The sequence below is a fragment of the Enterobacter sp. BNK-34 genome (assembly GCF_048684445.1).
In the GTDB taxonomy this organism is placed as follows: Bacteria; Pseudomonadota; Gammaproteobacteria; order Enterobacterales; family Enterobacteriaceae; genus Enterobacter; species Enterobacter pseudoroggenkampii.
In genome coordinates this window covers 114712-125874 of the sequence record NZ_JBLQUA010000001.1, presented here as the reverse complement: position 1 = coordinate 125874, position 11163 = coordinate 114712, and the positions used below count along the sequence as shown (strand labels likewise).

Annotated in this window: 13 protein-coding genes and 1 pseudogene; 9 read left to right on the top strand and 5 right to left on the bottom strand. The window is 49.1% G+C overall.

Annotated elements, in window-relative coordinates:
- The first annotated feature begins 372 nt into the window (after positions 1–372).
- From ACMGG5_RS00745 to ACMGG5_RS00735, 3 genes are read left to right on the top strand one after another with little or no spacing between them, the layout of a single operon-like run.
- Complete coding sequence (locus ACMGG5_RS00745) at positions 373–900, top strand: tetratricopeptide repeat protein (RefSeq protein ID WP_023294382.1); 528 nt, start codon at positions 373–375, stop codon at positions 898–900.
- A gap of 7 nt (positions 901–907) precedes the next feature.
- Positions 908–1438, top strand: a complete 531-nt coding sequence (locus ACMGG5_RS00740) for a sigma-70 family RNA polymerase sigma factor (protein WP_370884389.1) — start codon at positions 908–910, stop codon at positions 1436–1438.
- Complete coding sequence (locus ACMGG5_RS00735; protein ID WP_420277336.1) at positions 1435–2226, top strand: anti-sigma factor family protein; 792 nt, start codon at positions 1435–1437, stop codon at positions 2224–2226. Before ACMGG5_RS00740 ends, ACMGG5_RS00735 begins: the two co-directional genes overlap by 4 nt.
- Here ACMGG5_RS00735 and ACMGG5_RS00730 read toward each other — a convergent pair.
- From ACMGG5_RS00730 to ACMGG5_RS00720, 3 genes are all read right to left on the bottom strand, one after another.
- On the bottom strand, positions 2218–2775 hold the full coding sequence (locus ACMGG5_RS00730; RefSeq protein WP_032645317.1) for a YceI family protein: 558 nt from the start codon (positions 2773–2775) through the stop codon (positions 2218–2220). The genes ACMGG5_RS00735 and ACMGG5_RS00730 overlap by 9 nt on opposite strands.
- Positions 2776–2843: 68 nt before the next feature.
- Complete coding sequence (locus ACMGG5_RS00725) at positions 2844–3188, bottom strand: cupin domain-containing protein (RefSeq protein ID WP_024908323.1); 345 nt, start codon at positions 3186–3188, stop codon at positions 2844–2846.
- A gap of 86 nt (positions 3189–3274) precedes the next feature.
- Positions 3275–3631 (bottom strand): hypothetical protein, encoded by a 357-nt coding sequence (locus tag ACMGG5_RS00720; protein WP_008502540.1) that lies wholly within the window; start codon positions 3629–3631, stop codon positions 3275–3277.
- A 399-nt stretch (positions 3632–4030) separates the two neighbouring features.
- Here ACMGG5_RS00720 and ACMGG5_RS00715 point away from each other — a divergent pair, with 399 nt between their 5' ends.
- The 4 genes from ACMGG5_RS00715 (at position 4031) to ACMGG5_RS00700 (ending at position 7382) form a co-directional block, all read left to right on the top strand.
- Positions 4031–4345, top strand: a complete 315-nt coding sequence (locus tag ACMGG5_RS00715; protein WP_420277335.1) for a hypothetical protein — start codon at positions 4031–4033, stop codon at positions 4343–4345.
- 305 nt (positions 4346–4650) lie between these two features.
- The gene (locus ACMGG5_RS00710; protein WP_420277333.1) at positions 4651–5448 is read left to right on the top strand and encodes a nucleotidyltransferase domain-containing protein; all 798 of its coding nucleotides are present in this window, start codon (positions 4651–4653) and stop codon (positions 5446–5448) included.
- 127 nt (positions 5449–5575) lie between these two features.
- Positions 5576–6352 (top strand): isocitrate lyase/PEP mutase family protein, encoded by a 777-nt coding sequence (locus ACMGG5_RS00705; RefSeq protein WP_267217526.1) that lies wholly within the window; start codon positions 5576–5578, stop codon positions 6350–6352.
- Complete coding sequence (locus tag ACMGG5_RS00700) at positions 6336–7382, top strand: bifunctional transcriptional activator/DNA repair enzyme AdaA (RefSeq protein WP_420277331.1); 1047 nt, start codon at positions 6336–6338, stop codon at positions 7380–7382. Before ACMGG5_RS00705 ends, ACMGG5_RS00700 begins: the two co-directional genes overlap by 17 nt.
- A gap of 146 nt (positions 7383–7528) precedes the next feature.
- On the opposite strand, the gene ACMGG5_RS00695 is transcribed toward ACMGG5_RS00700, so the two are convergent.
- Positions 7529–7996, bottom strand: coding sequence for a hypothetical protein (locus tag ACMGG5_RS00695; protein ID WP_420277330.1), 468 nt, complete (start codon positions 7994–7996; stop codon positions 7529–7531).
- A gap of 2 nt (positions 7997–7998) precedes the next feature.
- Positions 7999–8721 (bottom strand): hypothetical protein, encoded by a 723-nt coding sequence (locus tag ACMGG5_RS00690; protein ID WP_420277329.1) that lies wholly within the window; start codon positions 8719–8721, stop codon positions 7999–8001.
- A gap of 519 nt (positions 8722–9240) precedes the next feature.
- Here ACMGG5_RS00690 and ACMGG5_RS00685 point away from each other — a divergent pair.
- Both ACMGG5_RS00685 and ACMGG5_RS00680 read left to right on the top strand, forming a co-directional pair.
- Positions 9241–9622 (top strand): annotated as a pseudogene (locus ACMGG5_RS00685) (phage polarity suppression protein).
- Positions 9623–9970: 348 nt separating this feature from the next.
- Positions 9971–11158 carry a DUF262 domain-containing protein gene (locus tag ACMGG5_RS00680; RefSeq protein ID WP_262802328.1) on the top strand — a complete coding sequence of 396 codons (1188 nt, stop codon included), beginning with the start codon at positions 9971–9973 and terminating at the stop codon, positions 11156–11158.
- The last annotated feature ends 5 nt before the right edge of the window (positions 11159–11163 follow it).

Sequence of the window (11163 nt, the reverse complement as noted above, 5' to 3'; positions counted from 1 at the left end):
GCTTTAATTTTAGTATGTAATGTTTTTTCTTAGCGTGGTTTACGCACTGCGATAATTGGTAGGGAATGTTTTGAATATAATGTAAAACGATATTCTTTAGGTTTGCTTAATGTTCATTTAAGTTAAGGTAACGTTTTTGATATAAAATATATTATGTCACTTGCACTATAAAATATATTCTTATGTGAGGTGAAAACTCTGCTATCACGCGAAATAATAACGTTAAGGTGAGGATGAATAACCTGATTTATTTTCATTGGGCTACAACGTCAGCATGATTTCGCGACAGCAAAAAAAATGACGCAGAGAATGAATAAAACTCATCAGTCGGACGTTTACTGACGTCACTCCCCACTCACCCTGGAGCTTTATATGAACACGACCTCGTTTCGTTTGATCCCGGTGCTGATTTTTTCCCTGCTGTCGCCACTGGCGCTGGCGATGGGCAATAATAGTACCGAGAGCAAAACGCCTGATTGTCCTTCCGGACAGGTGTATGACAGCGCTACTCAGAAATGCGTGCCGGACAAGAGCAGCAGCCTCAGCGACCAGGACAAAACCAACTATGCGTACCATCTCGCGAAGAAAGGAGAGTACCAGGCGGCGCTGAATCTGCTTGATTCGCTGAAAAATGGCAATACGGCTGAAGCGTGGAACTATCGCGGGTTCGCCACGCGTAAGCTTGGTCGTACGGACGAAGGCATTGGTTACTATCAGCGTGCGCTGGCTATCGCCCCGGATTATGCCAAAGCCCGGGAATATCTCGGTGAAGCGTGGATGGTAAAAGGACGTCCTGACCTCGCGAAAGAACAGCTGAAGGTCATTGCCGGTATTTGTGGCCAGTCCTGCGAGGAGTACCGTGACCTGCAGGCCGCCATTAACGGACATCCGGAATCCTGATTTTCTCGTGGAGGGAAAGCCCATCGCTACCAGTGAGGTTCGTCAACAGTTAGCCGCACATCTGTCGCGCCTCTGGCGCTATGGGCTGGTGCTGTCGCGAAACAGGGATATCGCTGAAGAGCTGGTCCAGTCCACCTGCGTGCGTGCGCTTGAAAGGAGCAGCCAGTATATGCCGGGCACACGCATCGACAGGTGGCTGTTCGCGATACTACACTCCATCTGGATCTCTGAGCTTCGGGCTCGACACGTGCGTCAGGGGCAGGGATTTGTGGCCAGCGACGAGCTTCTGGCACCGGACACCCGCGAACAGGATGAGACGCGTCTGCATTACCTTAAGGTGATGCAGCGCGTCAACACGCTGCCTGAAGCCCAGCGCAACGCGGTATTTTTGGTTTATGTCGAGGGCTTTACCTACCAGGAGGCGGCGGACACGCTGGCGGTGCCGATCGGTACCGTGATGAGCCGGCTGGCAACGGCACGGGCGGCGCTTGCCAGGTCCGCTGACGCACTGCCTCCGGTAAAGGAGAAACGCTATTGAACGCGCACCGTTTTGCACCGCCCTATAACGACGACGCTATCGTGGCATGGATAGATGGCGAGATGTGCCGCGCCGACGCGCAGCATTTTGAAGAACAGTTGAAACGTGATGAACGCCTCGCCGGGCGAACCAACGAACTGATGAAAAGCAGCCAGGATTACGCCGGGGCGTTTGCCTCCCTGCTGGATGACGCGCCTCTGGAGACAATGCAGGCGCGTCTGGCTGCTATTCCCGAACCACAGTCCTCCACGGCGCCTGGCGTTAGCAGGCGGTCGCTGATTGCCGCATCGATCAGCTTTTTGATGATCGGCTCCGGGCTGGGCTATCTGCTGCGGCCCGCTTCCGCGCCAGCGGATGAGAACGCCCATATTCGCGACCTCGAAGCGCAATATATGTCCCTGTACAGCGTCGAGACGCTGCTGGATATGGACAGCGCAACGCCGATCCTGCAGCGCGGGCTGGAACGGGCCGCACAGGATATCGGCATAAAGCTGCACATGTCGAAGTTAGTCCTGCAGGGGGCAGAGTTGAAGATGGTGCGAATGCTGCGCTATGAAACCACCTCTATCGCGCAGATTGCCTGGATCAACGCCGACTACGGCCCGATGGCGCTCTGTATTTCTCCTGTTGACGAGAAGACCAGGGCCTCTCTGCGCCAGGAGCAGCGGCACAGCATGAACCTGGCGTGGTGGCAGGAGGCGGGCTACCAGTTTGTCCTGATTGGTCGCAATCCGCCGTCTCACCTGCGGGGAAATGCGGAGCAGCTACAGCGGCTCATTTCAGGATGACGGCACGTCGTTTGTCTTAATCGCAATGGCGATGGCAATACGATCGTCCACGACCAGCGCAAACTTATCCATCCCGTAGGACGCGCGCGAGATCGCCGTGGTGGCATCCAGGGTGAGGACTTGCGCATGCGGGTCTTTCACCACGGCCTCCAGGAGCACCGGGCGGGCAATGTTACGCACGGTCAGCGTGCCGAACACCCTGAACCGTCCGTCACCCAAGGCGACCACGCGAGAGCTGATGAACTCGATAGTCGGGTAGTGCTCAGAATCAAAAAACATATCGCTTTTCAGCTGCCAGGTAAGCAGCTTGTTTGATGCCACCAGAGTTGCTACGGGAATGGTGACGTGAATATGGTCGTCGACGTCGTTTTCCGGGTTGAGCGTCACGGCGCCCGTCACGCCGCTGAACGTCGCCCAGGAGAGGATGCCGCCGAAGGCATGCCACGATAGCCGAATGGCGGTGTTATCGGTGTCGATAATGTAGCTTTTTGGGGCAGCTAACGCCCACGGACAAAACAAAATCAGCACTATCACCAGGCGTCGCAGCATCTCAGGATCTCTTTTAAGGGGGCAGGGAGTAAACGCGTCACCCCCGGGATCTATTCGACTTTTGTGCGTCAGGGTGTTTTAACGATATCCACCGAGATTTCGACGGCGGCGATCGGGCCCCGATTTTCCAGCCAGTGGACCGTATTATGGTCTTCCGGCCACCCGACGCCGGGACCGTAATCGGTGGCGATACCGTTACGATGATCGGTGATGGTCCCCTCAAGGATAAAAACGGTACCGGGGCGATCGATATGATCGTGCACCGGACCAAAGACCGCGCCGGGGGCGAGTGTCACCCTGCGCATGCGAAGCTGTCGACCGTCCATGCCTGCGATCTCCGGGCCCAGATCGACGATGGAAAGCAGTTCAACGGTAACGCCCTGGGTTTCTGGTGCGGTTTCTTTGTGGCTCATGACGGTGCCCTCCTGAAACAAGTTTAGCCTTCAGGAAGCAGGGTGGAGGGAATAAAAAAGGCCGCGTATGCGGCCTTTCGAAGGGATTACTCAGTGACTTTCTTTTCCAGCTCGCTGGCACCTTCTTTAGTTTTGTTCCAGCCTTTCTCAGCGCCTTCTTTGGTGGCATCCCACCCTTTCTCGGTGCCTTCTTTGGTTTTATGCCAGGCTTTCTGGGAATCTTCGCTGACCTTGCTGCCAAAGCTTTCGCTTTTACCTTCCGCAGCGTGCTTCTGTTTCAGCTTCAGCTCTTCACCTTTATTCTGCTCTTCGTGCAGTTTTTGCTTCGCCTCGTTGGCGTTTGCGTTCGCCGCAGCGACGGTATCGTCAGTTGCATGTGTGGTCGCAGCAAATACTGGGGAAGCCAGCAGAACGGCAGATAATGCGATAATTGTTTTTTTCATAATATCCTCATTTAACGTTATCGGTTATGAGCGTGATTCAGCATGGCACAGGCGAAGCGGGATGGCTTTAGGAAAAAACTGTAATGAGATCAATGAGCCCTGATGAGGGGGATTTCGCCTGAGGATTATCCAAAGGATAAAAAGCCTATTTCAACAAGGGCGGCGAGGGCCAGGAGAATGAAGATTATGACGGTTATGGGTTTGTACATGTTGGGGTTCCTTCCGGGTTGGGGCGGCTAATCCGTAGCGCTGGGTGATGTGGGTAATTTTGCACAGGCGGGGGGAGAGGGTGTTGATGTTTGTCAAAGCCAGGGGAGTACAACATAAACAACCAGCCGGTAGGTCGTTATGTTTTAAAGATCAAGATATAGTAGCTTTGATTAGAAGGAGGGGAATAGCATGGCGATAACGGAAGAAGCGTTGCTTAGATCTGGTTTCACAAAAGAAGAGCTGCAAAAGCTTAAACGCTACGTGGATACTCAGCGTTCGACGCTGGATATTTTGCTTCCTGCGCTTTCAAATCGGTTTAAAGGGACTGTTATATTTTCAGTCGTACTTACGGTTCTGTTCATACTGGCGGTTTGCTTCGCTTCGCGAGAAAATATCATTTCATCAGGCATTGCTGTAGTGTTTATCCTTGGTATCTTCTGTTGGATGACCCCCCTCAAATTAACGTATAAAGCCTGGCGTTTTAAGCAGGATTATTATCAATAGACAGCAAGTCAAAAACAATTTTTGCGTTTATGCCATATCCAATGATTTTCATGGTGAGTTTTGGCCGACTCATAGAGTCCATATAATCTCATAAGGACTGCTTTGTTGCCTTTACTGGTACGACTATGTTAGTCAGATATCCGAGTAATCGACGATGGTCAGAAATTTCTCCGAATTTACAGGGCAATATAACGCATCGGGAGAACCCTCTTAGGACATTATTGTTCCTGCAAAAAATATCTGGCCTGCCTGTTCACTGCGCGATATCCTGTAATGCTTTGTCTTTTTTGTGAACAGGAAAAAGTATGCTTAGTACGTTACCCGATTTACACAGAAGTTTTGCAGAGCAACTTAAGCTTAAATTTCAGGCTGATTCGCGGATTCACTCCCTTCTCGCTGGCGGCTCGCTTGTTCATGGCGGGTTTGATAAATACTCCGATCTTGATTTTGTCGTTGTGGTAGACCCTCTCTACTATGACGAAATCATGGCTCAGCGTATTGTGTTCGCCGGAACACTGGGTCACCTGCTCCATGCTTTCACCGGGGAACATGTGGGAGAGCCTCGTCTGCTTATCTGCCTGTATGGTCCCGAACTCCTTCATGTCGATCTGAAATTTGTCACCCTGGAAATGCTCACTCAGCGCGTTGAGGAGCCCGTGGTGTTATTTACCCGTGATAACACCGCTCTGGAGCGCCAACTGGCAAAATTTAGCGCTCACTGGCCTGATATGACGCCGGAGTGGTTTGAGTCCCGAGCCTGGATCTGGCTTCATTACGCGGTGGTGAAACTGGGAAGAGGAGAACTCTTTGAAGCGATAGGCATGCTGGCATTCTTCCGGGAGCAAGTGCTGGGACCTATGCTGTACCGTCGAGCAAATCTACCGCAACGTGGGGTTCGCCGCATCGAATTCCTCAGCATTGATCCTGATGACCTGTTGGCTTCCACGCTGGCAACGCACGATCGTGATTCCGTCAGCATGGCCCTCAGAAAGGCTGTTGATGCTTATATCACGCTGCGTGCTGATGCGCAGCCGGAAAATATCGCGGACGATGCGGCCCGTTGGGCGGTCCTTGCCATGCTGAAAGCCGGAACCCGAGCCTGAAAGATTTTGGTCTGTTCCGCCCCCCATGTTCAGACGACGTTTGCTAAAAAATGGTCGTCTGAATTTCGGTTGTGAGGTTCTTACTGAGTGCTTAGATTCATTTTCAATCTATCGAGAGGATATGAATATGAACTTTGCAGAACGCCACTATCAGCATGAGCCTCTTCTTATCGCCAACGTCTGGGATGCCGCCAGTGCTGTCGCAGCGCAAAAAGCAGGCTATCAGGTACTGGGAACGTCCAGTGCAGCTATAGCGTCCACACTGGGATATGACGACGGCCAGGAAATGCCGTTTGATGAGTTATTTTATATGGTCACCCGGATCCGGGCTGTCAGCAACCTGCCATTGAGCGTTGACATGGAAGCAGGGTATGGAGATTCAGCCGAAGAGATAGCAGCCAATCTGAGGCGCCTTGCTCAGGCAGGCGTTGCAGGCGTTAACCTCGAAGACAGCCGAGTCATAAACGGGGTTCGTCAGCTTGACGATGCCTCTGATTTTTCCCGTAACCTGAGAGCAGTGTGCAATATGCTGAGAAGGGAAGATTATCGTCTGTTTCTGAATATCCGGACTGACACGTACCTGCTCGGGCATGAAGACGCGTTGCAGGAGACGATATTACGGGGTCAACGCTATAAAGCTGCAGGTGCCGACGGCCTTTTTGTTCCCTGCCTGACGTCAGAGAAAGACATCAGACTCATAGCAGAGGCAACGGGATTGCCCCTGAATGTCATGTGTATGCCCGATCTACCGTCATTCGACAGGCTGAAACGGGCCGGGGCAAGCCGCATTTCAATGGGCAATTTTGTTCATTCAGCGATGCAGTCAACGTTGACTGATGTCATGCATGCGATCCGAGCGCGTCAGACGTTTGAAGGACTTTTTAGTGATGAAAATAACCGATAAGAATTTATGCGATATCTGGTATCAGGCATTACTTGAACGCGCTTCAGACTACACTGGCGTGTTTTTTGTTGGCGTCAAAACCACTGGCGTATTCTGCATTTCGGTATGCCGGGCGCGAAAGCCCAAACGCGAAAATGTCGAATTTTATAAAGATGCCAAATCTGCCCTGGCGGCTGGCTTTCGTCCCTGTAAGGTCTGCAGGCCCGCTGAAAATGCGCACAGCGCGCCATTATTCGTTGAGCAGGCGCTTGCGCTTGTCAGGCGCGATATTAAATCTCGTGTAGCAGACGCGGAGCTTCGTCAGCATGGAATCAGCCCGGAGCGGGTAAGACGCTGGTTCCTGCAACATCACGGCATCACTTTTCAGGCTTTCCAGCGAATGCAGCGGGTGAACGTTGCCTTGCAGGAGCTGAAAAGCGGACGAGCGGCGACTGACGTTGCGCTGGACAATGGCTATGAATCCCTGAGCGGCTTTGGTTACACCTACAAGCGGCTTACTGGCGCAGCGCCGACTCAGGCAACCCGGGTGATAGTCATTCACCGGTTCACCACGACGCTTGGACCGATGTTTGTCTGCGCGACAGAGCGGGGAGTCTGTCTGCTGGAGTTTACCGATCGTCGGATGTTGGAAACAGAATTCCGCGATATACAGCGTTTATTTAACGCCAGAATCGTCACCGGCGAAAACAGCCATACCCGACAGACAGTAAAAGAGATCGACGAGTATTTTGCCGGAACGCGCCGACAGTTTGATCTCGCTTTAGATGCCCCGGGCAGTGATTTTCAACAATCCGTCTGGCATGCGTTGCGTGCTGTTCCCTATGGACAAACTTCACACTATCAGGCCATTTCACTACGGCTTAATAAGCCAAATGCTGTGCGCGCCGTCGCTGCCGCTAACGGTGCCAACCGGATTGCGATTGTGATCCCCTGTCACAGGATAATTGGAAAAGATGGCGCGATGACAGGTTACGGAGGGGGGATTTCACGCAAAGAATGGCTTATTGAGCATGAGAGAAATTATGTTTAATGGCGTGACATGTTGAGGTAATAAAAAGCCCGCAGGGCTTGCACCGTGCGGGCTTTCAGGACTTCATCAGACGCGGAGTCTGAATACTTCTCAGGAGCATTTATCCAGCTCAGCGGAAAGCCTTTTCATTCTGATAAATAGTGACTTCAGCTTACGTTTTCCGACGCCGGTGCGGCAGATATCGTTATGTACTTTTTCAGACCTGACTTCCGTTTAACCCCTTTGGGATCGGAAACAAAAGGAAGCCGCAAGCGAGGTGAATCGGACACTGTCAGTGTCCAAATATAATCCCCAATAAACCTGAAGTCCACGCTATCGTCAGTGACCTGAAGATCTGCAAAAGTTCCTGTCGAGTACTCATTGCCCAAACGAACAATTTCTTTAAGCCCGTCATGAACGTCAATAAGGGCAATCGTCAGGGACTCTTCAAAAATAATGTCATCCGTCAGAAACAGGATATAACGTTGCTCATCAACCTGGACCGCTGCTTCAAGCACTTGCCCCGGCACAATAATGCCGGTGCTTTTACCATTGAGCACAACGTCAGATTGAGCCTGGGCTACATCGGTAGCGTCACTAACCTTAACCAATGTTATTGAATTAACCTGTTGCATAATCAATTCCACAAACGTCCCATTTCCCATGCAGCAAGCGCGCCGCCGACGAAGCCACCGATGAGCACGCAAACAGGTGCGCCTGGCCCACACATTAATCCCGCCATTGCACCACCTGCGGCAGCACCGGCAATACCTGCACCATTAATCGCTATCTGTCTGCCTGATTCAGAAACCTTATCATCAGCGGCATAAATTTCGTAAACAGAAATCGCAATAGAAAGAACAATTAACCCCCTTCCAACGCGCGAGAGCTGCATCATTTTCATGTTTACTTGTGGGTTAGACTTGCCTGCGGATTCAACGATACCTGCATATATCTGATTTTTTTGTACTTCCGAAAGGTTGTTAAAATTTGCCTGTGGGCCGAATAAAGCTTTCGCTTTTTTTGCTACCAACTCATTAAGCGTCTTACCCTCGCTTTTTATTCGTTCGGCCATTGCCCGTCCGAGTGGAGTACTGCGAGAGCGCACCATCTCCATGATCAAATTTCTCGTTTCCTGAGCCTCTCGTGCCGCTTTGTCCCAGGAGATCACACCAGCATTGGCCTTTGCGCGTAAGTCTGCGGACATTTCTTTGATTCTTTTTGAGTACTCAAGGCGTAAGCGGGGGTCGACCGACAACCTCGCGGCCGCAGCGGAAACATCGCCTTGCAAGGCATTCATCGCGCTTTCAAATTTATCGCGTCCATCAGTATCTAATGCGCTCAGCAACGTCGTATCCATATTCTCATTGTTCCTGTCTTTGGCTCTGAGATGCGTTGAACAAATTTCTAGCACATTATCGGCAAAAGGTCTTTTTGATATTGATTGGTTAAGTTTGTTTTTGTTTTTTTTTTCTTTTTATTTCAATTGTATATGAGATGTGCTTTGCTATGGCTATTTGTAGTTTCAAAAAGAATGGAGATTGTTGTTAGTGGGGATTACTTTGCTTGTTCAGCGCTCTTTGATAGTCAGTTAGTTTTATTTTCTTCCCGAAAAGCTAACTAAAGATGGCGTTACGAAAGTGTGGCATAAGCATGCTTTACTGCACGTTTCGCACTTTTTCATCCATTGATGGACTCACCCGTTCACCGGCGACTGGGCTGGTCATCCAAATGCCTGCACCGGGAGCCACCGTTACCGCGCAGATGCGTAAGCACGTTCAGCCATAACGAGACACTTATATGACCACGGCTAACAATGTGGATATAATTTGAGGCCTGTCAGGCAAATAAATCCGCCTGGCTGCAACGCAGGGATGAAGTGGATCAGGCCGAACAGATATACCGCGAGCAGCTTGCTGGTAGTAGCCACAGCGGCCGGAACCTGCAAACGCTGCGTGATATTATCAACTTGAAAAAGTAGGAAATTAATCAGGATGTCGGTCGCTGTATGGGTTCGCATGAGGAGGAACAGCATATCAGTATTCGTGACCGTTTAAAGGAAATTATGCAGGTGCACGGGACGTCGCTGCCCCATGCTGATGAATTATTCTTGGCAACATCCTACCATTCAACTTTGTTCCATGCAGCACTCGCTCGACTATCTGCGTGCGGCGCTGCAGGTCTGGCTGTCTGCAGGTGAAAAAAATAATTATTCGACGCAGGATAATGACATTTTTAACGACCATGGGATTCAGGCCTGACGCGGCTTTACGCGTAGATAATCGTGAAAATTTATGCCTGCATAGCACCTGAATTACACACACCGCCATGCAGAATGGATCGCGCAGTAGTCTGCTCAAAAATACCTGCAAATCCTACTATTATCCCGTAAAAAAACCATGTATGCATAAGGTGCATGGTTATGCATGCATTTACTGACACTGAATCCCCCGCCAGCGTCAGCGGTGGCGTGTAGTGAGAGCATTCATGAACCTGAAATAAAAACGACCTCTTAAGCGGGTTGGCGGGGCGGGGAGAGCATTGCGTGCTCATGATTGTTTAATGTAAGCTACAAATTCCTGACCAAAAAAAATTTTACGAGGCTATAAATGTCCACTGAGTATGGCGAAATTGCGAATGATGAAAATTGGTTTGATGACTATGCAGATGAATCGGATCAATTCCAAATTTCAGAATATGATATAACTTCTACTCCCAATGATTTTAATGTAATGACATTGCATAGTTTTATTGAGTCTGGTGCAGTAAAAATACCAGGTTTTCAACGGAACTTTGTCTGGGATATGGCCCGATCATCTAAATTGATCGAGTCTCTTATTTTAGGGTTGCCGGTTCCTCAGTTGTTTTTATATGAGCAGGCAAGGAATAGTTTTTTAGTTATTGATGGGCAGCAAAGGCTCATGTCTATTTATTATTTCATTAAAAAACGGTTTCCTAAGAAGGAGATGAGGGTTCAACTAAGAGAGATCTTTGATAGGGAGGGGCAAATACCTGAGGATATTCTTCATGATGACACCTATTTCCAAAATTTCAATTTGAAATTACAAGAGAAGATACCTGGGGTTAAGAATATATTTAAGGGGCTGAATTATTCTACTCTTGGTGAATATAAAACACAGTTTGATCTTCGTCCATTACGGAATATCATTGTGAAGCAAAATACTCCGGATGGAGATGATTCATCTATGTATGAAATCTTCAATAGATTGAATACTGGGGGAATTAACTTAAGACCACAGGAAATTAGAACGAGCATGTATCATTCTGATTTTTACGCAATGCTCTATAAGATTAATATTCATCCTGGTACAAGGCGAATTCTTGCTACTGCTGAACCTGACTTACATGTAAAAGATGTAGAGATAATTCTCCGCGGATTTGCAATGTTGATAGATTTTGAAAATTATATTCCTTCCATGGTTAAGTTTTTAAACCAGTTTTCAAAAAAAAGTAAGACAAATACTACTGAAAAAAATAAATATTTGCAGGATTTATATTTGAGTTTTATTGATAGTTGCTCTGATCTTCCTAGTGAAGCGTTTGTTAATAAAAGTAATAAGAGGTTTAATATTGCTCTTTATGAGGCTGTGTTTACCGCCGCATGTGAGCCTTCTTTTTTAAAACATGAGTTAATTCGTGGTAAAATACAATACGAAAGTATTGAGCTAATTAAATCGAATACAGATTTTACAGCGGCAGCTAATGAGGGCACGACAAAGGTTGCAAATGTTGAGCTAAGAATTTCTATCGCCAAGCGTGATTTAGTTATTAAATAAGAGGG

Coding starts and splice junctions, on each gene's coding strand:
- ACMGG5_RS00690 (WP_420277329.1), bottom strand. CDS start 8,721: ATGGATACGACGTTGCTGAGCGCATTAGATACTGATGGACGCGATAAA.
- ACMGG5_RS00715 (WP_420277335.1), top strand. CDS start 4,031: ATGGCGATAACGGAAGAAGCGTTGCTTAGATCTGGTTTCACAAAAGAA.
- ACMGG5_RS00705 (WP_267217526.1), top strand. CDS start 5,576: ATGAACTTTGCAGAACGCCACTATCAGCATGAGCCTCTTCTTATCGCC.
- ACMGG5_RS00720 (WP_008502540.1), bottom strand. CDS start 3,631: ATGAAAAAAACAATTATCGCATTATCTGCCGTTCTGCTGGCTTCCCCA.
- ACMGG5_RS00710 (WP_420277333.1), top strand. CDS start 4,651: ATGCTTAGTACGTTACCCGATTTACACAGAAGTTTTGCAGAGCAACTT.
- ACMGG5_RS00730 (WP_032645317.1), bottom strand. CDS start 2,775: ATGCTGCGACGCCTGGTGATAGTGCTGATTTTGTTTTGTCCGTGGGCG.
- ACMGG5_RS00745 (WP_023294382.1), top strand. CDS start 373: ATGAACACGACCTCGTTTCGTTTGATCCCGGTGCTGATTTTTTCCCTG.
- ACMGG5_RS00695 (WP_420277330.1), bottom strand. CDS start 7,996: ATGCAACAGGTTAATTCAATAACATTGGTTAAGGTTAGTGACGCTACC.
- ACMGG5_RS00680 (WP_262802328.1), top strand. CDS start 9,971: ATGTCCACTGAGTATGGCGAAATTGCGAATGATGAAAATTGGTTTGAT.
- ACMGG5_RS00725 (WP_024908323.1), bottom strand. CDS start 3,188: ATGAGCCACAAAGAAACCGCACCAGAAACCCAGGGCGTTACCGTTGAA.
- ACMGG5_RS00700 (WP_420277331.1), top strand. CDS start 6,336: ATGAAAATAACCGATAAGAATTTATGCGATATCTGGTATCAGGCATTA.